The organism is Roseovarius sp., assembly GCF_965277045.1.
Lineage (GTDB): Bacteria > Pseudomonadota > Alphaproteobacteria > Rhodobacterales > Rhodobacteraceae > Roseovarius.
Window position 1 is genome coordinate 2,545,851 of record NZ_OZ255712.1, and the last position, 21,604, is coordinate 2,567,454.

At 65.6% G+C, this 21,604-nt stretch carries 23 protein-coding genes; 12 read left to right on the top strand and 11 right to left on the bottom strand.

What is annotated here, in order from left to right:
• Positions 1–6: 6 nt before the first annotated feature.
• From ACQY4V_RS12715 to ACQY4V_RS12735, 5 genes are all read right to left on the bottom strand, one after another.
• Positions 7–3,111, bottom strand: a complete 3,105-nt coding sequence (locus ACQY4V_RS12715) for a molybdopterin-dependent oxidoreductase (protein WP_428512233.1) — start codon at positions 3,109–3,111, stop codon at positions 7–9.
• 116 nt (positions 3,112–3,227) lie between these two features.
• Entirely contained in the window at positions 3,228–3,416 is a 189-nt protein-coding gene (locus ACQY4V_RS12720; protein ID WP_222452657.1) for a ubiquinol-cytochrome c reductase iron-sulfur subunit N-terminal domain-containing protein, read from the bottom strand.
• A 41-nt stretch (positions 3,417–3,457) separates the two neighbouring features.
• Entirely contained in the window at positions 3,458–4,096 is a 639-nt protein-coding gene (locus ACQY4V_RS12725; protein ID WP_222452656.1) for a TorD/DmsD family molecular chaperone, read from the bottom strand.
• Positions 4,093–4,713: a DUF3306 domain-containing protein gene (locus tag ACQY4V_RS12730; protein WP_428512236.1), complete on the bottom strand. Its 621-nt coding sequence runs from the start codon at positions 4,711–4,713 to the stop codon at positions 4,093–4,095. Before ACQY4V_RS12730 ends, ACQY4V_RS12725 begins: the two co-directional genes overlap by 4 nt.
• A complete protein-coding gene (locus tag ACQY4V_RS12735) occupies positions 4,710–5,276 on the bottom strand; it encodes a DUF3305 domain-containing protein (RefSeq protein WP_254702924.1) in 567 nt (188 codons plus the stop codon). Before ACQY4V_RS12735 ends, ACQY4V_RS12730 begins: the two co-directional genes overlap by 4 nt.
• A 356-nt stretch (positions 5,277–5,632) precedes the next feature.
• Here ACQY4V_RS12735 and ACQY4V_RS12740 point away from each other — a divergent pair, with 356 nt between their 5' ends.
• Positions 5,633–7,591 carry a 4Fe-4S binding protein gene (locus tag ACQY4V_RS12740; protein WP_428512238.1) on the top strand — a complete coding sequence of 653 codons (1,959 nt, stop codon included), beginning with the start codon at positions 5,633–5,635 and terminating at the stop codon, positions 7,589–7,591.
• On the opposite strand, the gene ACQY4V_RS12745 is transcribed toward ACQY4V_RS12740, so the two are convergent.
• Positions 7,585–8,349, bottom strand: coding sequence for a hypothetical protein (locus tag ACQY4V_RS12745; protein WP_428512240.1), 765 nt, complete (start codon positions 8,347–8,349; stop codon positions 7,585–7,587). The genes ACQY4V_RS12740 and ACQY4V_RS12745 overlap by 7 nt on opposite strands.
• A 61-nt stretch (positions 8,350–8,410) precedes the next feature.
• Between ACQY4V_RS12745 and ACQY4V_RS12750 the strand changes: the two genes are divergently transcribed.
• The 4 genes from ACQY4V_RS12750 to ACQY4V_RS12765 are packed head-to-tail and all read left to right on the top strand — an operon-like array spanning position 8,411 to position 10,855.
• Positions 8,411–8,602, top strand: coding sequence for a DUF6494 family protein (locus ACQY4V_RS12750; RefSeq protein ID WP_428512242.1), 192 nt, complete (start codon positions 8,411–8,413; stop codon positions 8,600–8,602).
• Between the two features lie 2 nt (positions 8,603–8,604).
• Complete coding sequence (gene apbC, locus ACQY4V_RS12755) at positions 8,605–9,672, top strand: iron-sulfur cluster carrier protein ApbC (RefSeq protein ID WP_428512244.1); 1,068 nt, start codon at positions 8,605–8,607, stop codon at positions 9,670–9,672.
• On the top strand, positions 9,669–10,379 hold the full coding sequence (locus ACQY4V_RS12760) for a DUF4444 domain-containing protein (protein ID WP_428512246.1): 711 nt from the start codon (positions 9,669–9,671) through the stop codon (positions 10,377–10,379). The genes apbC and ACQY4V_RS12760 overlap by 4 nt, the downstream gene beginning before the upstream one ends.
• Complete coding sequence (locus ACQY4V_RS12765) at positions 10,376–10,855, top strand: DUF6505 family protein (RefSeq protein ID WP_428512248.1); 480 nt, start codon at positions 10,376–10,378, stop codon at positions 10,853–10,855. The genes ACQY4V_RS12760 and ACQY4V_RS12765 overlap by 4 nt, the downstream gene beginning before the upstream one ends.
• 102 nt (positions 10,856–10,957) lie before the next feature.
• On the opposite strand, the gene ACQY4V_RS12770 is transcribed toward ACQY4V_RS12765, so the two are convergent.
• Positions 10,958–12,388: an FAD-binding oxidoreductase gene (locus ACQY4V_RS12770; protein ID WP_428512250.1), complete on the bottom strand. Its 1,431-nt coding sequence runs from the start codon at positions 12,386–12,388 to the stop codon at positions 10,958–10,960.
• A gap of 31 nt (positions 12,389–12,419) precedes the next feature.
• A complete protein-coding gene (locus ACQY4V_RS12775; protein WP_428512252.1) occupies positions 12,420–14,402 on the bottom strand; it encodes an AsmA family protein in 1,983 nt (660 codons plus the stop codon).
• A 101-nt stretch (positions 14,403–14,503) separates the two neighbouring features.
• On the opposite strand from ACQY4V_RS12775, the gene rimO reads away from it, so the two are divergent.
• The 4 genes from rimO (at position 14,504) to trhA (ending at position 18,156) form a co-directional block, all read left to right on the top strand.
• Positions 14,504–15,898, top strand: a complete 1,395-nt coding sequence (gene rimO / locus ACQY4V_RS12780) for a 30S ribosomal protein S12 methylthiotransferase RimO (protein ID WP_428512254.1) — start codon at positions 14,504–14,506, stop codon at positions 15,896–15,898.
• Between the two features lie 11 nt (positions 15,899–15,909).
• Positions 15,910–16,629, top strand: coding sequence for a DUF4336 domain-containing protein (locus ACQY4V_RS12785; RefSeq protein ID WP_428512256.1), 720 nt, complete (start codon positions 15,910–15,912; stop codon positions 16,627–16,629).
• A gap of 197 nt (positions 16,630–16,826) precedes the next feature.
• Positions 16,827–17,333: a hypothetical protein gene (locus ACQY4V_RS12790; protein ID WP_428512258.1), complete on the top strand. Its 507-nt coding sequence runs from the start codon at positions 16,827–16,829 to the stop codon at positions 17,331–17,333.
• 124 nt (positions 17,334–17,457) lie between these two features.
• Positions 17,458–18,156 (top strand): PAQR family membrane homeostasis protein TrhA, encoded by a 699-nt coding sequence (gene trhA, locus ACQY4V_RS12795; RefSeq protein WP_428512260.1) that lies wholly within the window; start codon positions 17,458–17,460, stop codon positions 18,154–18,156.
• A 23-nt stretch (positions 18,157–18,179) separates the two neighbouring features.
• Here the strand turns inward: trhA and ACQY4V_RS12800 are convergent, their stop codons facing one another.
• The 3 genes from ACQY4V_RS12800 to ACQY4V_RS12810 form a co-directional block, all read right to left on the bottom strand.
• Positions 18,180–18,446 (bottom strand): DUF6455 family protein, encoded by a 267-nt coding sequence (locus ACQY4V_RS12800; protein WP_152493491.1) that lies wholly within the window; start codon positions 18,444–18,446, stop codon positions 18,180–18,182.
• 112 nt (positions 18,447–18,558) lie between these two features.
• Positions 18,559–18,918, bottom strand: a complete 360-nt coding sequence (locus ACQY4V_RS12805) for a YigZ family protein (RefSeq protein ID WP_420556700.1) — start codon at positions 18,916–18,918, stop codon at positions 18,559–18,561.
• Between the two features lie 9 nt (positions 18,919–18,927).
• On the bottom strand, positions 18,928–19,638 hold the full coding sequence (locus ACQY4V_RS12810) for a M48 family metalloprotease (protein WP_428512263.1): 711 nt from the start codon (positions 19,636–19,638) through the stop codon (positions 18,928–18,930).
• Between the two features lie 128 nt (positions 19,639–19,766).
• Between ACQY4V_RS12810 and ACQY4V_RS12815 the strand changes: the two genes are divergently transcribed.
• The 3 genes from ACQY4V_RS12815 (at position 19,767) to ACQY4V_RS12825 (ending at position 21,599) form a co-directional block, all read left to right on the top strand.
• The gene (locus ACQY4V_RS12815; protein WP_152493494.1) at positions 19,767–20,006 is read left to right on the top strand and encodes a hypothetical protein; all 240 of its coding nucleotides are present in this window, start codon (positions 19,767–19,769) and stop codon (positions 20,004–20,006) included.
• Positions 20,007–20,328: 322 nt separating this feature from the next.
• On the top strand, positions 20,329–20,907 hold the full coding sequence (locus ACQY4V_RS12820) for a nitroreductase family protein (protein ID WP_428512265.1): 579 nt from the start codon (positions 20,329–20,331) through the stop codon (positions 20,905–20,907).
• Positions 20,904–21,599, top strand: a complete 696-nt coding sequence (locus tag ACQY4V_RS12825; RefSeq protein ID WP_428512267.1) for an EI24 domain-containing protein — start codon at positions 20,904–20,906, stop codon at positions 21,597–21,599. Before ACQY4V_RS12820 ends, ACQY4V_RS12825 begins: the two co-directional genes overlap by 4 nt.
• The last annotated feature ends 5 nt before the right edge of the window (positions 21,600–21,604 follow it).

Sequence of the window (21,604 nt, forward strand, 5' to 3'; positions counted from 1 at the left end):
TTCTCCTTATGCTGCTGAGATCTTGCAGAGAGTCGCCTTCGTCTCCTGCATCTGGGTTACCGAGTCGTAGCCATATGTCTGGGCGGTGTTGGTCGATTCACCCAGGACATAGGGGTCGGCGCCATCGGGATACTTGCTCCGCTGGTCCTCACCCTGGAAGTGACCGCCGAAGTGGAACGGCATGAAGGCCACGCCTTCGCCCACCCGGTTGGTCACCACGGCCATGACCTTGACCTTGCCGCCTTCGGGCCCTTCGACCCAGACCTGCTCGCCATCCCGCACACCAAGGTTGTTGGCGTCACGCGGGTTGATTTCCACGAACATGTCCTGCTGCAGCTCGGCCAGCCAAGGGTTCGACCGCGTCTCGTCGCCGCCGCCTTCGTACTCGACCAGACGACCGGATGTCAGGATTATCGGGAAATCCTTCGAAAAGTCGTTCTTCTGGATCGAGGCATAAAGCGTCGGCAGGCGGTACGCGTGCCGGTCCTCGTAGGTCGGATAGTCCGCGACCAGATCGCGCCGCGACGTGTAGAGCGGCTCGCGGTGCAGCGGCACCGGGTCGGGGAAGGTCCACACCACCGCACGGGCCTTGGCGTTGCCAAAGGGTGCACAGCCGTGCTTGATCGCGACCCGCTGAATACCGCCCGAAAGGTCGGTCTTCCAGTTGACGGCCGAAACCTGCTCGTTGAAATCCGACGGGAAGGGCGACATCGCCTGTTCCCCGACTTCCTCGGAAGATCCCTGCTCGCCATTCGGCTGCGCCAGGTTCTGGGCCTCGGCGGTGTCCTGCACCTCCTCGGTCTGGCCTCCTTCGGTAGCGTTTTGCGCTTCCTCACCGTCGTCCTGGTTGCCGACCGAGGCATCCTCGTCGATACCCTCGATGCCCGCGACCCGGCCCATCACGCGCTTCTCTTCGTCGGTCAGGTCACTGTCCCAACCCAGGTCGACAAGCATCTGGTAGGTGAACTCGGGATACCCGTCCTGGATTTCCGAGCCGACGCTGTAGACGCCCTCGGCCAGCAGGTTGTCGCCCTCGTACTCCACACCGAAACGGGCGCGGAACGTCAGGCCACCCTCGGCCACCGACTTCGACATGTCATAGAGGTTCGGCGTCCCGGGATGCTTCATCTCCGGTGTGCCCCAGCTTGGCCACGGCAGACCGTAATAGTCGCCGTCCGCCGGACCGCCCACCGCCTTCAGCGTGGTGCGGTCGAACGTGTGCTGGTTCTCCATGTGCATCTTCAGCCGTTCCGGGCTTTGACCCGTGTAGCCGATCGTCCACATGCCGCGGTTGATCTCGCGCAGCGTGTCCTCGATGTTCGGCGTCACGCCGTCATCCTCCAGCGCGATGTTGCGGAACATCCGGTCGTGATAGCCGAACTTCTTGGCGAAAAGACCGATGATCTCGTGATCCGACTTCGACTCGAACAGCGGTTCGACAACCTTGTCCCGCCATTGCAGAGACCGGTTCGACGCGGTGACCGACCCGCGGGTCTCGAACTGCGTACAGGCCGGCAGCAGGTAAACGCCATCGGTCCGGTCATGCAGCACGGCCGAAACGGTCGGATACGGGTCGACCACGACCAGCATGTCCAGCTGCTCCATCGCCGTCTTCATTTCCGTCATCCGGGTCTGGCTGTTCGGCGCGTGGCCCCACAGAACCATGGCACGCACCTTGTTGGGGTTGTCCATGTTCTCGGGGTCTTCCAGAACGCCGTCGATCCAGCGGCTGACGGGGATGCCCGACAGGTTCTGCAGGCTGGTGTCCTTGCCGTCCTTGGTCTTGGTGGTGACGAAACGTCCGGCCAGCCACTCGGGATCTTCACCCCACACACGGGCCCAGTGGCCCCATGCGCCATTCGACAGACCGTAATAGCCCGGCAGCGTATGGCTCAGAACACCAAGGTCGGTCGCGCCCTGCACGTTGTCGTGCCCACGGAAGATGTTGGTGCCGCCACCCGACGTGCCCATGTTGCCAAGGGCCAGCTGCAGGATGCAGTAGGCACGGGTGTTGTTGTTGCCGTTGGTGTGCTGCGTACCACCCATGCACCAGATCACGGTGCCCGGACGGTTATTGGCCAGCGTCCGTGCAACCCGCTCAAGCTGGCTGCCGGGTGTGCCGGTCACACGTTCCACTTCCTCGGGCGTCCACTTGGCCACTTCGTCCTTGATCTGATCCATCCCCCAGACACGGGTGCGGATGAACTCCTTGTCCTCCCAGCCGTTCTCGAAGATGTGCCACAGGATACCCCAGACCAGCGCCACGTCCGTGCCCGGACGGAACCGGACATACTCGTCCGCGTGGGCGGCCGTGCGCGTAAAGCGCGGGTCGCACACGATCAGCGGTGCGTTGTTCTGTTCCTTGGCCTTCAGCACGTGCAGCAGGCTGACGGGGTGTGCTTCCGCCGGGTTGCCGCCGATGATGAAGATCGCCTGGGAATTGTGGATGTCGTTGTAGCTGTTGGTCATCGCGCCATAGCCCCAGGTGTTGGCAACACCTGCAACCGTGGTCGAGTGACAGATACGGGCCTGGTGGTCCACGTTGTTCGTGCCCCAGTAGGCGGCGAACTTGCGGAACAGGTAGGCCTGTTCGTTGTTATGCTTGGCCGAGCCCAGCCAGTAGACGCTGTCCGGGCCGCTTTCTTCCCGGATATTCATCATGCCGTCGCCGATCTCGTTGATCGCCTGCTCCCAGCTGATGCGCTTCCACTCGCCACCCTCTTTTTTCATCGGGTATTTCAGGCGGCGTTCGCCATGGGCGTGCTCGCGCACCGATGCACCCTTGGCGCAGTGGGCGCCCAGGTTGAACGGGCTGTCCCAGCCGGGCTCCTGGCCCACCCAGACGCCGTCACTCACCTCGGCCACGACCGTGCAGCCGACCGAGCAGTGCGTGCAAACCGATTTGACTGTCTCAACCGCCGCTGCTGCGGACGATTGTGCGTTGGCCCGGGTGACACTGCCCCCCGTTGCGCCAATCGCGGCAAGGCCACCGATGGCCAGGCCGGAACCGCGCAGGAACGCGCGGCGGTCGATGGTCCTTCCCCCGACCTCAGACAGGATACTTGTCCGCTGGGGGCGTCGCGCAACCCCGTTGGTCTTTTTCCTAAGCATGTTTCTCTCTCCTCCCGAGCTCTCCCGATCGGGATTGCTGGGTACTAAGGTTATCCACCGACAGTCGGGCGTCCCGCAACCAGTCGCCGGCAGGTCAAGTGATCACGTCCGGTCCGTCAGAACCGGGCGCTATCGAAGTATGCGCGCGTGTGCGCGGTGTCCTGCATCTTGTCCGATGACAGGTCCGGTTCCGCCGCCTCGGCAGTGCCGGTGCCGGCTGCCGTTGCGACCGCGACCGCGGGCGCGCCTGCGGCGGCCATCTTCAGAAAATCGCGCCGGCTGTTGCCTTGCGTTTTCTCGCTCATGAGAGTCCTCCTCTCTGGTGAGGGCAGGTCACCCTGCCGGTTCATGCGGATCCCTCCGCGCTCATCCGGAAACCTTCCGTCTCGATCTCCATGAACACCCGGCCGACAGCGCCGACCGAGGCATAGAGAACCGAGTTCTTCGCAGCCTCCAAATCCGTGAAAAAATGCCCGGCCCACGGGCCGATATGCGTGTTGAAGAAGGTCTTCTGATTGGCCAGGGTCGCGGGCTTGCCGAAGCGCCCGGTGATCAGCCCGCCCATCATCTCCATCAGTGACGCGATGTTGTCCTCGGGTTCATAGACGTTCTGCGCCCGGGTCATGCCCCGCGCCGCCATGTCCCGCCGCAGGCTCGCGAGCGGCTTTTCGTTCAGGAACCCGGTCAGGTAATAGCTGGCATAGGGCAAGAGCTCGCCACGCCCCAGCCCGATGAACAGCGCGTTGAACTCGCGCTCCACCGCCTGCGGCCTGGTGTGCCTGGCGATGCGCGAAAGCGCCGCGACGGCAACGCCAAGGTCGGTCTCGTTGTCGCCCGACAGCCCGGAGGTCTGCGCCAGAAGCGCCTCGGAGGGCGGGCCTGCCAGAAGCACGCCCAGAAAATCGTAAAGATCGGCACGCAGCCGGTCTTCCTCGGCAATCTGGGACCGGATGTCTGTCATCATGACCGCCTCCTGGTTGCTCATGTCGTGCTCTCGCTTGCATCGTCGAAGGTGAAGTGCATCCGCCTGCGCGGCGGCGGCGCGTACGTGTCCGCCTCCGCCGCGGCAGGCTCGTAAGTGTAGCTGTAGACCGGCTCGGCCTCGGCCACCTCGACCGGCTCCTCGAGCTCAGTCTCCGGTGCGCCGGTTTCGTCTTCGGCCTCGGCATCGCTCTCGGCCATGGCCGTCAGGGCCTCCGCCTCGCGGGCCAGCTTCTGCACATGGGTCAACATGCCCTTGCCCACCTGATAGGCCGTCTGCATGTTCTCGATCACCATCGCCTTGTCGGTGAAATCTTCGCCGTAATCCAAAAGGCCGTCGAGATTGGCCAGCGCCGGGTTCGTGCCCCAAAGCCGACGCAACGCCCAGCGGCGGATGCGGTCCGGCACCGCCTCGGCCATGAAGGCGCTGAAATCGTCGCCCTTGTCCAACGTGTCCGGATCGGGCAGGCCCAGAAGCTCCAGCACCTCGGCGTCGCTCTTTTCCTCCAGCGACGCGCGCGCCTCGACCCGCTTCGCCTCTTCGCGCGACCGGCTCTCGGCGGCATCCTCCGCCGCCACCCGCGCCTTGCGGCGCGACCAGAAATCCTCGCGTGCGCTCATTGCATCCGCCCTTTCCGCCGCAGCGTGGGCGAGCGGTAGATGTCGCGCTGCTGTACGATACGCGGGTCGCCGATCCCGTCCACATGCGCGTCCACCTTGACCTTGTCGCGGCGGCGTTTCTTGAATTCTTCCTCGATATGGTAGGTCTCGACGAAATCCCGGACCCAGGCGATCAGGCCTTCGGGCATCGGGATCTTCTCCACGATATCCTCGCCATTGTCCTCGTAATCCTGCGCTTCATAGGGCGAGGCCGTCACCAGCACTGCCTCCATCGGACAATCACCGCCCGTCTTGCGAAAGACCGCGTAAACGGACGGGACCTGCGCCGACAGGCCGTGCAGATAGCTTTCGGTCTCCGCACCGTGCAGCTCAAGCGTCATGGTCGCCGCGTGGTATTCGGTGATATCGCCTTCCTCGCGCAGCACGCGCCACGCGGCGGGGCCGGCCCCGGGCAGGACGGCAACCGCCCTCCACGCCCACGCAGCCCAGCGCGTCACGCCCGGCGTGCGGCGCATGACGATCCCCAAAGGCATAGTGGCGTACATGTCCGGATTGTGGATCATGTGTGGCTGGTATCCTCCCGATAACTTATCCTGAGCCAACTGCACCGGCGTCTCAAAGAAAAAAAGCATGCAATTGTGGACGGATCGCAAATCTGGACAATTTGGGTAGCCACGGACAAGATTCGACAGGAAGACGGACAGAATGTCCGGACAAGAAAAATGCTCGGGTTTCCCGCTTGCAACAGCGTCGCGAAGGGCAGAAGAATCGAAGGCCAGACGCCTCTATTCCTGACCATGCTTGTCGGGAAAAGCGGCGCGAGGCCCGTGCAGGTTCACGAAGAGTGACCTGCATTGCAATCCATAAGCTCGTCGTGCGGCATCGTCGCGCGACCAGCCAGTGAAAGCCGGGGCAAACAATGACTAAGCAATTGATTCTGTGCAATTGTGCGGGCTCGCAAGAGATCGACAAGGACGCGCTCGAAGCGGCCACCGGCCTCACCTGCAGCGCGGTGCATTCCGGCCTCTGCACCACCCAGACCGACGCCACGGCACAGGCCATCGCGTCGGGTGACGCCATCCTCTGCTGTCGCCAGGAACAACGCCTATTTACCGAGCTCGCCGCCGAAATGGAGATGCCCGCGCCACCTGTCACCGACCTGCGCGACAGGGCCGGATGGTCCGACGACCCCGCCAGCAAACTACCCAAAATGGCCGCCCTTCTGGCCGAGGCCACGCTGGATGTGCCTTCAGGCAAATCCGTCGACGTCATGTCCGAAGGACTGTGCCTGATCATCGGCCCCTCCGGCACCGTTCTGCCCGCCGCCGACAAGCTCAGGGACATCCTCGGCGTGACCGCCCTGCTGACCGACGACGCGGACGCGCCCGACCCTGCGGGCTATGACGTCATTCGCGGGCACCTGAAACGCGCCACCGGCGCCCTTGGGGGCTTCTCGGTCCAGATCGACGGGCTGCAACAGGTCGACCCGTCGGGTCGCGGCGCGCTGACATGGACCGCCCCGCGGGACGGCGCCCGCACCGAATGCGACGTGATCCTAGACCTGACCGGCGGCACCCCGCTCTTTCCCGCCCCGCAAAAGCGCGAGGGCTACCTGCGCCCCGATCCCGGCAGCATGACGGCGGTGGCCGACGCCATTCTCGAGGCCAGCCAGTTGATCGGCACCTTCGAAAAGCCGCTCTACGTCGCGGTCGAGCCGCTGATCTGCGCCCATTCCCGCGCCCAGCAGACCGGCTGCACCAACTGCCTAGACGTCTGCCCCACCGGCGCGATTTCCCCGGCAGGCGAGCACGTCACCGTCGACCCGATGATCTGCGCGGGCTGCGGCGCGTGCTCGGCGCTCTGCCCCTCGGGAGCCATCTCCTACGACGCCCCCTCGCCCGCCACGCTCTTCCGCCGCATCCAGACGCTAGCCTCCACCTTCCGCAAGGCCGGCGGCACCGCCCCGCGCCTGCTGGTCTGCGACGACAGCCACGGCCAGCAGATGATCAGCCTCGCCGCCCGCTATTCCCGCGGTCTGCCCGCCGACGTGATCCCGCTGGAAGTGCCCGCGCTCTCGGGCTTCGGCCATGCCGAAATGCTGGCCGCCCTCGCCTCGGGCTTTGCGGACGTGACCATCCTGCTCTCGCCCACCACCGAACGCGACGCGCTCGACCGCGAGATCCCCCTCGCCCGCGCCATCGCGGGCGCAGACCGCATCGCCCTGCTTGACGTGGCCGAGCCCGACGCGCTTTGCGACGCGCTTTACACCGACGAAGCCCGCCCGGCCCCGGTGGCCGAACCCATCCTTCCGATGGGCAGCCGCCGTCAGGTCACCCGCCTTGCCGCCAAGGCCCTGCATGGCGACGACACGGTGCTGCCTTTGCCCGACGACGCGCCCTATGGCGCCGTTCTGGTCGACACCGACGCCTGCACGCTCTGCCTTTCCTGCGTCTCGCTCTGCCCCTCCGGTGCGCTCGTGGAAAACCCCGACAAGCCCGAGCTGCGCTTTCAGGAAGATGCCTGCCTGCAATGCGGCCTTTGCGCCAATATCTGCCCCGAGGACGCCATCGGCTACGAGCCGCGCCTCAACCTGAGCGACGAAGCCATGGGCCAAGTCGTGCTGAACGAGGAGGAACCGGCGCAGTGCATCGAATGCGGCGTGCCCTTCGGCGTGAAGTCCACCATCGACCGGATAACCGAGAAACTGGCGGGCAAGCATTCCATGTTCGGCTCTGAGTCAGCCGCGCGGCTTATCCAGATGTGCGACGACTGCCGGGTGAAGGCGCAGTTCCACTCAAAGGACAATCCCTTCGCCGGCGGCGAGCGTCCGCAGGTCCGCACCACCGACGACTATTTCTCGAAACGCCGGGATCACTGATGCTCGATCGGTGCCCCGAGGTCGGCCGGCTCCACGCCGGCCACGTAGGCCAGGATCGCCTGCAAGTCGTCTATGGTGATCTCCATGGGCGCAATTGGCGACGGGCGGTTGATCGGAAACGGCTCGGTCACGTCCTTGACTTGGGTAAAGGCCGGATGCGGGTTGAGGATATAGAAGGTCTGGAACCGCCGGTCCCAGTCCGCCATCGCCCGCAGCACGGCAAAACTGGGGGTCGAGGCCATGGCGTTCATCCGCGTCGCCTCGCTGACCGCGTGGCAACGGGCGCAATGCGCCACCGACAGGTCGTGCCCAAGGTCCGCATCCCCGTCAAAACTGACCTCGGCCACCTCCTGCACGTCCTCCTTCGGCAGGCCGAACGGCGCCGCGCCCTCGATCTCGTAACTGGTCACCGTGCGCTGGCCGATCTCGGAGGTCAGCCAATCGGCAAAGCTCACCGCGCCCTCATGGCTGGGCGTGTTGATCTGCATCCGCCACTTGGTTTGCGGCCCGTCGAAGACGCGCGGCCCCTCGGCATCAGGCGCCAGCAGGATATCCGCGCCCTCGTCCAGGTCCACGATGTCGACCCTGACCCCGGTCTTCAGCGAAAAACGTGGCAGCACGTAGTCGAGAAGCCCGCTTTCGATCAGCGGCGGCGGCGCGCCCAGCCGAAAATCCTCGTCCGCGCGCCCTTCTGCGGTGGACATCCCGAGACAGACCACCACAATCACGCAAACCAGGGATAAGAATTGCCCACGCATGGTTCCAAGCCTAGAAAGGCCCGCAGCCACGCGTCAACACTCTTGGATAAAGGAGAGTAAAATGAGCGACGATTTCAACATGTCCATGCGCAAGTTCCTCAAGCAGGTCGGCGTGACCTCGCAGCAGGCCATCGAGGAGGCCATGCGCAACACAAAAGGTACCGAGGGCAAGACGTTCGAGGCCAAGGTCGTGCTGACCGTCGACGGTCTCGATGTCGAACACGTGGTCACCGGCACGATCAAGGGCGGGTGAACGTGACGGCAACAAGGGAAAGCGTGCTCGCCGCGCTGAAAAACGTGAAAGACCCAGGCACGGGCGACGACATCGTGTCGGCGGGGGTGACCCGCGGCCTCAATGTCGAGGGCGGCATCGTCCGCTTCGTGCTGGAAATCGACCCAGCGAAATCTAAAGCCTACAAGCCCGTGCTGGCCGAAGCGCAGGAGGCCGTGCGCGGTGTGAGCGGCGTGACGGAGGTCTCTGCCGTGCTGACCGCCCATTCCGCCAAGGCCCCGCCGGATCTCCAGACGAAAAGCAAACCCGCCGAACCGCAAGGCCCGCAACGCGTGCCCGGCGTAGACCACATCATCGCCATCGCCTCCGGCAAGGGCGGCGTGGGCAAGTCGACCGTATCCGCGAATCTCGCCTGCGCGCTGGCCGCCGAGGGCCGCCGCGTCGGCCTCTTGGATGCCGACGTCTACGGCCCCTCCCAGCCCCGTATGCTGGGCGTCTCGGGCCGGCCCGCCTCGCCCGATGGCAAGACCATCCTGCCGATGCGCAACCACGGCGTCACCATGATGTCGCTGGGCCTGATGACCAACGAGGATCAGGCCGTGGTCTGGCGCGGCCCGATGCTGATGGGGGCCCTGCAACAGATGCTGATGCAGGTGCAATGGGGCGCGCTCGACGTGCTGATCGTAGACCTGCCCCCCGGTACCGGCGACGTGCAGATGACGCTGGCGCAAAAGGCCCATGTGGACGGTGCCATCATCGTCTCTACGCCCCAGGACGTCGCCCTGCTGGACGCCCGCAAGGGGATCGACATGTTCAACCAGCTCAAGGTGCCCGTGCTCGGTATGATCGAAAACATGTCGACGCATATCTGTTCCAACTGCGGGCACGAGGAACATGTCTTCGGCCATGGCGGCGTCGCCGCCGAGGCGCAGAAGATGGGCGTGCCCCTCCTGGCCGAGGTGCCTTTGCATATCGACATCCGCATGGCCTCTGACGGCGGCGCGCCCATAGTGGTGTCCAAGCCCGACGCGCCCCAGTCGCAGGCCTTCCGCGACATCGCGCGGGCACTGGTGGCACAGGGCGTGGCATGACCCGCGAGCCGGCCTTCCCGCCCCTGATGCAGGGCCACGCCGTCGACGCGGGCATCGACCCGTTCGAGAAGGCCTGCGCCATGGCGGCCCTTGGCTGCGATGCCGGCACCATCGTGCATAACGTGGGCGCCAACCGGCTCGCCGCGGCGCTGATCATGGCACCCGAGGTGCCGCTGGAACAGGCCATGGCCATGCTGCCCACCTGCGGCGTCGGCTTTCAGAACGCGCTTGGCGCCATCGCCCCGCCCGAGGTGGCGGTGCACCTGGAATGGGCCGGGGGCCTGCGCATCAACGGCGCTTCCTGCGGCCGCCTTCGCGTCATGGCGGGCACGACCGATCCCGCCGCCATGCCCGGCTGGCTGGTGGTGGGGCTGGAATTGCCACTGATGCTGACCGCCGCCGTGCCAGGCGACGCCCCCGACCGCACCGCGCTCTACGAGGAAGGCTGCGCCGACGTGGACCCGGTCGCCCTGCTGGAAGGCTGGGCGCGGCACACGCTGGTCTGGATCACCCGCTGGGAAGACGAAGGCCCCCGCGCCCTGCATTCCGAATGGCGCGGCCTCGCGCACGGTATCGGCGAAGACATAACCATCGACGGCCAGACGGGAACCTTCATGGGCGTCGACGAAAATTTCGGAATGCTGTTGCGGGCGGGCGGCGAGACCCGTCTCATCCCGCTCAGCACCGTGCTGGAGACGGACACATGAAACTCGCCCGCGCCATCCATTTCGACGAAAGCGACACGCGCGTCTATCCCTCGCCCGCCCGCACCGGTGAATGGTGCATCTCCGGCGGGTTCGAGTTTTCCAACTGGTCCGAGGCGGACCTCAGCGGCAAGCAACGGCAGGCGTTCTCCAACGGCTGGCTGGGGCTGGAAACTTTCGGCCGCGTCACCTTCGTGGCCGTCACGCAAATCGAAGAGCCCGAACGCGCCGCCCTGACCGACGCGCTGGCGCAGCACTTCGTCTCGGTCTACGGCGCGCCCGACATCGAGGCCGCCCGCCCAGTGGCGGCCGACGAAATCGCCCAGATGATCGAGATGTGCGACGACCACGATCCCAACACCCTGCTGACCGTCGCCCGCGAACTCACAGAGGCCGGCGTGCGCGAAACCTACCGCTCCATCGCCGCGCAGGATGCCGGGCTGGAACAGTTCGCCATCCACGGCAGCCTCGACGAGTGATGTGGCCAAGCACCCGGGGCGCACCCGGGGCCACCGTCTCCATCGCGTATCCAACCGAAGAACACGCAGGGCGACGTCACCCCTTTTTCCTGCTGAAAATACTCATTTCCCATCCGGCGGCAGCCTGAGGATCGCGCCGGGATTCAGGATGCCCTTCGGATCCAGCGCCGCCTTGATCGCGCGCATCGCCGCCAGTTTTGCCGGATCGCCATAGCGTTCAAGGTCATCGACCTTCAGCCGCCCGATCCCGTGCTCGGCCGACACCGATCCGTCCATCTCGTGCACCAGGTCATGCACCAGCCGCTTGATGGCGTCGCGCTGATCGGTGTAGCCATCGCACGTCTCGCCCTTGGGCGGAAACACGTTGTAATGCAGGTTGCCGTCGCCCAAGTGTCCGAAGCAGTTGATCCGGAACGGACCCAGCTCCTTCAGCGCCGCGGTGCCCTTGTCGATAAAACCCGGCACCGCGCTCAGCGGCAGGGAAATGTCATGACTACTGATCGACCCGATGCGCCGGTTGGCCTCGGGGATCGTCTCGCGCACCTCCCAGAATTCCTCCCGCTGCGCCTCGGACTGCGCGATCATGCCGTCGTTCACCAGCCCAGCCTCCGCCGCCTGCACGAACAGCGACTCCAGCGCCTCTGCCGGGTCCAGTCCCTTTGCCAACCCGATGTCGATCAGGACGAACCACTCGGGCGGCTCGGCGAAGGGCAGGCGCATGTCCGGCATCGTCTCGGCCAGGAAATCCAGGCCCGCCCTGTGCATCAGCTCGAACGCCGACACGCCCTCACCCATGTGATCGCGCGCCATCGACAAAAGGCTCAGCGCCGCCTTGGGGCTCTCCACCACCATCAGCGCCGTACCTTCCCCGGCGGGCTTGGGAAACAGCTTCAACGCCGCGGCGGTAATCACGCCCAGCGTGCCTTCGGAGCCGATCAGCAGGTTGCGCAGATCATAGCCGGTATTGTCCTTTCTCAGCCGTTTCAGCCCGTGCCAGATCGTGCCGTCTGGCAGCACCGCTTCCAACCCAAGGCACAGGTCCCGCGCGTTGCCATAGCGCAGCACGTTCACACCGCCCGCATTGGTGGCCAGGTTCCCGCCGATCCGCGCACTGCCCTTGGCGGCCAGCGACAAGGGAAACAGCCGGTCCACCGCCTCCGCCTCGGCATGGATGTCCTGCAGGATCGCGCCCGCCTCGACCACCATCACGTTTTCCTCGGGCCAGACGCCGCGCACCGCGCGCATCCGCTCAAGGCTTAGCAGCACGGGGACCGGCCCCTCCGGCGACAATTGCCCCCCGACCAGCCCGGTGCCGCCGCCATAGGGCACCAGCGGCACACACGCCCCGGCGCAGGCACGCACCACGGCCGCGACCTCCTCGGTGCTGCCGGGTGCCACCAGCACGCCCGCCCGCCCCTTCCAGCGCCCGCGCGGCTCTTCCAGGTAGGACGGCCTCACCTCGCGGAACGCCGCCTCTGGCAACGTGTCGCGCAGCTGCGCGATGAACTCTTCGGTCACGGGATTGAGTGTCATGCCCGGCTCCTAGGCTGCGGTTCCGTCAGCGTCAATCGAACAGCTTCAGCAGGCCGCGCTCCAGCTCGTCTTCCAGCGCGTCCTTCGCCGCATCCTCCAGCGACTGGCCTTCCTGCCGCTCGATCCCCAGCTGCCGTTCGACCTCGCGCTCGATCTCGTCCCGCGCCTGCCGCTCTAGTTCCTTCTTCTCTTCCTTGAAGTTCAGGTCGATCGCCGCTTCCAGGTCTGGCGTGATCTTCGGATTGGCCCACGGCCCCCGGATTTTAACCGGAATCGCCAGCCCGTCGCGGCTTCCGCCGTCCAGCAGTCGCGGCGTGAAGAGGTAATCGATATCCCGCGCCCCCAACCCCACGCGCCCTTCGCCCGCGGCGCTCGCCTGCGGCAGCTTCAGCGTCAGGTCGTCGTTGAACAGGTTGCCCTCCTCCATCGTGAAAGTGGCAGAAAGCGTATCGAACACCGTCGTGCCCCCGGTGCCGCTGCCCGACCGCATCAGCCGGTCCAGATCGAAGCCAGAGATCACGCCGCGCCCTGTCTTGAACGCGCCCCCACCGCGCAGCGAGTTCATGATTGCGTGCACGCTTTCACCGACGCCCAGGAAATCCACCTCGCCATCGGCCTTTGCCTCGAAACGCGAGATATCCATCGCGTCGTCCAGGAAAGTCTTCAGGTCGATCCCCGTGGCGATCATCTCGCCGCCCACCGACAGGCCCGAGCGGTTGTTCATCACGAACTGCCCGGTGATCAGCCCGTCATACGCTCGCACCTCGCGCAGGCCGAAGACCAGCCGCGAACGGTCCAGCGTGGCAAGCGTGCGCACCTTGCCCAGCTTGAAATCGCCCAGGTCGATGCTGTCGGCGACCAGCGCGAACTCTCCGTTCACAGCCCCCAGGCCCGAGGCGTTGATCGGTGCCCTGGACCAACCGTCATCCGCCGCGCCACCGCTGCCGCCGTTGCCAGTTGTGCCATTGCCACTTCCGCCCCCGGCGTCGTCGGCGCTCAACCCGGTCAGGTCCAGCGCCCCGGCGTTCAGTTGCACATTCAGGCGCGGCCTGTCCTCTCCCAGCTCCACGTCCGCAGCCCCTGTCAAGCGGTTGCCATCCAGCCCCAGCGCCGTGTTGCGCAGCGACAGCCGGTCGTCCTTGAACGTCAGGTCCGTCTCCAGCGTCGCGGCCCGGCCCAGCCCCTCGGGGATGTCCATCGGTCCCTGCCCGATCAGCGCCATGAACTCTGACGTACTCTCCAGATCCGCGGTCAGCTTGCCCGACACCTCCGGCGCCGATCCCGAGCGCCCGGCAAAGCTGGCCGTGCCTGCCTTGGTCGTAATCTGCGCCTGCACATCGGACACGCCGCCATCTATAAAATGCCCCACGCGGTCCAGCGTGCCGGATATCTCGACCACCTCGCCGCCGGGGCGCAATGTCAGGTCGAAATCCGCCGCGCCGTCGTAGTCCGGCCACCGCAAATCGAAATCCACGCCCGACTGGCGCACGGTGGTCCCGTCCACATCATCGACATAAACCAAAGAGGCATTCTCGATCAGCGCCCGGTCCAGTGTCAGCGACAGCCGGTTCGACCGCGCCGGAGCCCCACCGCCGTCGCTCTGGCCCTGGCCCGACGGCGCCACGCCTTCGACGTTCAGCTCCCAGTTCACACGGCCGTCCCTGGCCCGGCGCAGGTTGATCTGCGGGCCCACCGCCTCCAGCCCGGTGATGCGGATATCGCCGCCGAACAGCGCCTGCGGCTCGACCCCGATCTTCAGGCTTTGGGCTTGAAACATCGGCGTCTCGCCGGCCCAGTCCGCGTTTGCGACCGTCACCGCGCCGGTGCTGACCCCGAGGACCGGCCAGAAGCTGATCGTGGTCTCGCCGCTCATCGTGACCTTGCGGCCGGTCATCCGGCTCAGCTGGTCCGCCGCGATGCCCGCGATCCGCTCGCCGGGCAGGAAGAACACTGCCGCGACAACCAGGACCGCCGCCGCCAGCACGATCATGAAAAGGCGAATGAGCCACCGCATCCTGCTCTCCGTTATTTTTCCTTCAGACTAGGCGCAGCCCTCGCGCCCAACAACAGCTTTTCCGCTTTATCGGTTGCCCTTTGGGGACTATATCGCGCCGCATGAGCACCAACCCACCCGATCTGCGCCCTGACCTCGCGCGCGCCCGCGTCACCGAGACGCCCCGTAAGGGCCAGCCGGTGATCGGCATGGTGTCGCTGGGCTGCCCCAAGGCGCTGGTCGACAGCGAGCGCATCCTGACCCGCCTGCGCGCCGAGGGCTACGGCATCTCCCCCGACTATTCCGGAGCCGACGCGGTGATCGTCAACACCTGCGGCTTTCTCGACAGCGCCAAGGCCGAAAGCCTCGACGCCATCGGCGAGGCGCTTGCCGAGAACGGCCGGGTCATCGTCACCGGCTGTCTGGGGGCCGAACCCGAATACATCACCGGCACCCACCCCCGCGTCCTGGCCGTGACCGGCCCGCATCAATACGAACAGGTGCTCGACGCGGTCCACACCGCCGTCCCGCCCAGCCCCGATCCCTTCGTCGACCTTCTGCCAGAGGCGGGCGTCAAACTGACCCCCCGCCATTACAGTTACCTCAAGATTTCAGAGGGCTGTAACCACAAGTGCAAGTTCTGCATCATCCCCGACATGCGCGGGCGCCTCGCCTCGCGCCCCGGCCACGCCATTCTGCGCGAGGCCGAGAAGCTGGTCGGCAGCGGCGTGCGCGAGCTTCTGGTTATCTCGCAGGACACAAGCGCTTACGGGCTGGACCGCAAGTATGACGTGAACCCGTGGAAGGACGGCGACCTGCGCAGCCACATCGTCGATCTGTCCAAGGCACTCGGAGAGCTCGGCGCGTGGGTCCGGCTGCATTACATCTATCCCTACCCCCATGTGCGCGAGCTCATCCCGCTCATGGCCGACCCAGAAAACGGCGTCCTGCCCTATCTCGACATCCCGTTCCAGCACGCCCACCCGGATGTTCTGAAACGCATGGCCCGCCCCGCCGCCGGGGCGAAAACCCTCGATGAAATCGCCGCCTGGCGCGCGATCTGTCCCGACCTGACCCTGCGGTCGACCTTCATCGTCGGCTATCCCGGCGAAACCGAGGCCGAATTCCAGACTCTGCTCGACTGGCTCGACGAGGCACAGCTGGATCGTGTCGGCTGCTTCAAATACGAAAATGTCGAGGGCGCCCGCTCGAACGACCTGCCCGACCACGTGCCCGAAGAGGTCAAGCAGGACCGCTGGGATCGCTTCATGGAAAAGGCACAGGCGATTTCTGTGGATAAACTCAGCCAGAAGGTCGGATCGGTGCAAGAGGTCATCGTCGACGATATCGACGAGGACGGCATCGCCACCTGCCGCACCAAGGCGGATGCACCGGAAATCGACGGTTGTCTCTTCATCGACGAGAACACCGAGGGCCTGAACGTGGGCGAGATCGTCACGGTCGAGGTGGACGAGGCGGGGGAGTATGACCTGTGGGGACAGATCGCCAAAAGCTGAGACCCCCCGCCATGCCGCTGGAAAAGATCGACGACAATATCTGGCTGGCCGAGGGCGAGATCGTCAGCTTCTACGGCCTCCCCTATCCCACCCGCAGCGTCATCATCCGCCTGCCGGACGGCGATCTCTGGGTCTGGTCGCCGGTCGCGCTGACCGATGCGCTGCGGCAAGCGGTCGATGCGCTCGGGCCTGTGGCCCATCTCGTGAGTCCCAATCCGATCCATCATCTCTATCTGTCAGATTGGCGGCGCGCCTTTCCCAATGCCGCGCTCTGGGGTCCGCCGGGCACGATCGCCAAGCGCCGCGACCTTGCCTTCACCGGCACGCTGGGCGACACGCCGCCGCCCGCTTGGGCCGGGGTGATCGACCAGTGGCACCTGCAGATCGGGCGTCGCTTCAGCGAGGTCATCTTCCTCCACCGTCCGTCCCGCACCGCCATCCTGACCGACACCAGCGAGGCGTTCGACCACGACTTCCTGCATCGCCACTGGTCGCGCTGGCAACGCGGAATCGCCCGCCTTCTCGGCATCACCGAGGATCCGGGACGCGCGCCCCTCGACCTGCGCCTGCTCAGCCTGCCGCGCCGCGCCCCGATGCGCAGCCGGGTCCAACAGCTTATCGACAGCGCGCCGCAACGCGTCGTCATGGCCCATGGCACGTGGCAGCGCACGGGCGGCGCGGCCTGGCTCGCCCGGTCTTTCAACTGGCTGGGTGTCACCCCGCCCGGTTAAGGCCGGCCGGTGACGCGGGCGTGACTGTCACGGGTTTCCGCCCCAGGATGACACACCCGTGAAGTTCTGAAATATTTCAACATTCACAGATATTTACACCAATCCGTGCGCTCATGGGCCTGTCAGTTGATTGTCACATCGGTCCGCCGCAGCTTGGCCGCACCAACGCAACCGACACCTGACAAGGACCCCCGACCATGACTTCCCTGACCACCGATCCCGCCCGCACCCTGCCCGCCATTTCCGTCGATACGGCGCTGCTCATCCTGCTGTCCGGCGCCGCCGGCACCGTGGCCTTCGACATCTTCGGCCAGGCACTTTCACCGATCCTCGGCTTTGCCAACCTCGCCCCCGTGGGCCTCGCCCGCAGCCTGCTGGGCTCGCTGGGCCTGCCCAACGCCGCGCCTTACGGCCACCTGATGCATCTCTTCTTCGTGGGCCTCCTGGCCTATCCCATCGGCTGGCTCTTCATCGCGCGCCCGGCGCTGGCCCGCATCCTTCCCGGTCTTCACTGGCTTCCCGCCTCGGCGCTCTACGGCGCGGCGCTCTGGGTCTTCGCCATCGGCGGCATCACCAGCATCGCGGGACTGCCGTTCTTCCTGAACTTCACCGGCATCACCTGGGTGGCGCTGGTGGGCCACGTGATCTACGGCATTGCCGCAGCGTCAACCGCGGCCTATCTCGCGCGGCTTCAAGCCCGCTAACCCTTTGCAAAAAATCAAACAAAGGCCCGGCCGGGCCTTTGTTTCCATTTTGATTACGATGTTGTCACATAATTTTTGAACGAAGACCCCTAAAACTGAAACATAATCGAGACATCTCAGTGTCATGTTCGACACGAAACCGCAGGACACCCACAGGCCAAAGGACCGCGACATGTCCTACCCACGCTATACACGCGCCGAACGGATCGCCGATGGCACCGTCCATGTGCTCGGCGTCTGCAGCGCGCTTGTCGCATTCGCGATCCTGATCACCGCCAACGCCGGGCACCTGACCGCCGGGCCGATGACCGCGGCCATCGTCTACGGGCTCGCCATGATCCTGATGCTCTCGGCCTCGGCGGCCTATCACCTAGCCGCCCACACGTCCCTGCGCCCGGTTCTGCGCCGGATCGACCATGCCGCCATCTACGTCAAGATCGCGGGCACGATCACGCCGCTTGCGGTGCTGCTGAACACGCCTTTCGCCTATACCGTGCTGACGCTGGTGTGGTTTCTGGCGCTCTCGGGCGCGGTGCGCAAGCTGCTGGCCGCGCGCGGAAAGATGAGCACGCACTGGCTGCCGCAAGTGGCGCTCGGCTGGCTGGGCCTGATCATCATCGTCCCGCTCTGGCCGTCACTTCCGGCCGACAGCCTGACACTGATCTTCGCGGGCGGCATCATCTATTCCGGCGCGGTCGTTTTCTATTGCTGGGACACGCTGAAATTCAGCAATGCCATCTGGCACGCCTGCGTGCTGGTCGCCACCGCCTGCTGCTTTCTCGGGATCTCCGGCGCCATGGCAAAGAGCATCGCACCGCTCTAACGCAGCGCGACAGCGGCGACGGCTCAGACCCGCAGTCCCGCCTTCAGTGCGGCAAAGACCTCGCCGTTGCGGCACATGATCGGGGTCGCGTCCACCGGGGCCGTCTGCGCCGCCATCCAGGCCTCGCAGCCATCCGGATCGGAACAGCCCGTGCACCGCAGAACCGCGTCGCACAGCGTTTCGGGATCCAGCTGGCCGGCATAGACCTCTTCTTCCAGGTCCAGTCCCAGCGTACCGGCCATGCGGTCCACAAGCTCGGTATGACGTCTGATCGTTTTCGTCTGCGGCATGGCGCCCTCCTGTCGGATGGGTGCCACCGGCCCTGCCGGCGTCATTGCCGCGTGTCGGGGCACCCCTGCCGCCGACACTGACCCAACCCGCCCGAGTGCGCCTTGATCTGCATCAAGACCGCTCGAGCGCCTCCATGTACGTGCTGACACAGTCCTGCACGTGCCGAAACCTGTCACCGCCCAGGTGCTTTCCGCCGAACCAGCGCGTCACCACGATCACGTGCTCGCGCAGGTCGGCACGTTCCAGCATCCGCACGATGACCATGCCCGCCCCGGCCTCGCCATCGTCGGATTTCAGCGCGGTGCCCTCGGCATCCAGCATCGCCCAGGTGTTGTGCGTGGCCTTGGCGAATTTCTTGTCGCGCTTCAGTTCCTTGAGAAACGCGTCCACCGCCGCACGGTCCCGCGCCACGCCGCCCGACACGGCGTATTTCGACCCCCGGTCGGAAATCACGCCGGTCAGTTGCAGCATGTCACCCCGTCAGAGTTGCGAGTTGACGCGGCGCACGGTCTCGATCCGCTGCGCGTTGGGCGGGTGCGAGCCCAGGAACCGATTGCCCGGATCGGGAATGCGGGTGAAATACTCTGCACCGCGCACCGGGTTGTAACCCGATTTCCTGGCGATGATGGTGCCCAGCGCATCGGCCTCCAGTTCGAACTCCTTGGAATAGCTGCGCGCGCCCACGGATGCGCCCACATTGGTGGCTGCGTCCACGGCACCCGTGCCGGCACCGGCAATCGTCGCCAGCCCGCCCAGCAGGATCGCGCCCGCCGCGGCGCTCTGCTGTTGGCGCGGGATGTGCCGCCGGATATGGTGCGACGCCTCATGCGCAAAGATGAAGGCCAGTTCGTCCTCGTTGCGCACATCCGCGATAAGCGACGCCGTAAAGGCCAGGATCGGGCGCCCGCTGCGGTCCAACGTCTGGAACGCGTTGGGCGGACGACCGGGGCGATCATCCAGCACCACGTTGAAATCACAGTTCACGTTGCCGCCGCGCGCCCGGCATTCGCGCTCGGCCACCGGCTCGACCCGCGCCACAACCTGCCGGAACCGCGCCAGTTGCGACCCCGAGGGCGCTTTAACCGATTGTTGCTGCTGGCCGGTCGGCCGGGGCTGCGGCGCGTCGCCGCCCGTGGTGGTTACCTCGCAACCCGCCAGAAAAAACGCACAAACCAGAACCTTCCAACGCATCTGTCTCACCTGCAATTGCTACCTTTCCCCTAGTTCTAGCAGGCTTTGCGGCGAGGGCCAGTCCCCCTCGTGCGCACGCGCGATGCAAAGCCGATTGCGCTCGGGCAACCATGCGCTACTGTGGCCCCATGTTTTCGATAGAGCACGAATTCGACTCCACCGTTGTCACCCTGGTCGACGAGGGCAGTGTGCCCCTGCAAGAAGACATCACCATCAACGCGTTCGAGGAATGCGTGACCATCGAACAGCTAGATCCGCGCACCGACCGGGTACAGAAAGTGACGCTGTCCATGACCCAGCTGCAGGATCTCGGCGCCGCGCTGAACCTGCCCGAAGGGGTCTACAGCCTGTCGCGCGGGAAGAAATAGCCGCGTGATCGCCAGACCGCGGGATGGCGATGCGACGGTTTTTTCTGCGCACTTTATCCCAGCCATATCCGCACGACCTTCAATCGACTCGCCAACTTCTCTCAATCGCCAGCCCGTCCGGGCGGCCCCCTTTCGGCGATTGTGTGCAATCGACTTTCAGTCAGCGGGCGATCGCGCGGCGGCATTCGGCCTTGATCCCGCGCGGTGCTACGACGAAAGTCCCGCAATTCCGTCGGCCTGACCGTCCCCGCCAAAAGGGTTGACGCCCGCACCGCGCCGCCCGACATATGCCCCAACAGATCAGACGCAACGAAAGCCCCCCATGCCCGATCCCAATCCCGCCGCGATGGAGTTCCTGCTGACGCGCCGCTCGCGTCCCGCCAAGACGCTGACCGGCCCCGCGCCTTCGCGCGATGAGCTGCTGCCGATCCTGCAGGCCGCCGCGCGCTCGCCCGATCACGGCAAGCTCGAGCCGTGGCGCTTCATCGTGCTGGATCGTGCCGCCATGCCCCGCCTTGCCGCCCTGGCACGCAATCGCGGCGCCGCCCTGGGCAAGTCGGAAGAGGACATCGCCAAGGCCGCCAAGCAATACGAGGACGGCCAGCTTGCCATCGCCGTGGTCGAGGTGCGCAAACCGTCCGACAAGATCCCCGCCATCGAACAGACCTATTCGGCCGGCGCGGTGTGCCTCGCGCTCCTGAACGCCGCTCTGGCCTCGGGCTGGGGCGCAAACTGGCTCACGGGCTGGGCCAGCCATGACCGCGAATTCGTGGCCCAGGGCCTCGGGCTTGCCGACAACGAAAGCATCGCCGGCCTGGTCTTCCTCGGCACCGAAACCTCGGCCCCGCCGGACCGTCCCCGCCCGGATATCGGCGCCATCACCACCTGGGTCACCGAATGATCTTCACCGCCTTCTTCAAGGCCCTGGGGCAGTTGGGCGACCCGCGCTTCCGCAAGGTCTTCTGGCTGGGCGTGGCGCTGTCGTTCCTGCTGCTCGTCGCCGTCACCGCCGCCTTCCTGATGTTCATCCAGTGGGCGACCGGCGACACCACCACCCTGCCCATCATCGGCGAGGTCAACTGGATCGACGACCTGCTCGGCTGGTCCGGCTTCTTCCTGATGCTGTTGATGTCGGTCTTCCTGATGGTGCCGGTGGCGTCGGCCATCACCTCGCTCTTCCTCGACACGGTCGCCCAGGCGGTCGAGGACCGGCACTATCCCAACCTGCCCACCGTCCCGCCGGTGCCGTTTTTCGACGGGCTCAAGGACAGCGTGAACTTCCTCGGTGTCATCATCGCGGCCAACCTGCTGGCCTTCATCCTCTACGCCTTCTTTCCGCCCGCCACGCCCTTCATCTTCTGGGCCGTGAACGGCTACCTTCTGGGGATGGAGTATTTCCAGCTGGCCGCCATGCGCCGCGTCGGCCGCGCCAACGCCAAGCTGCTGCGCAAGGAACATCGCGGCACGATCTGGATGGCCGGCACCCTGATGGCCCTGCCCTTGTCGATCCCGCTGGTGAACCTCGTTATCCCGATCCTGGGCGCGGCGACTTTCACCCATATCTATCACAAGGTAGCCAAATCAGAAATCTGAGGCGC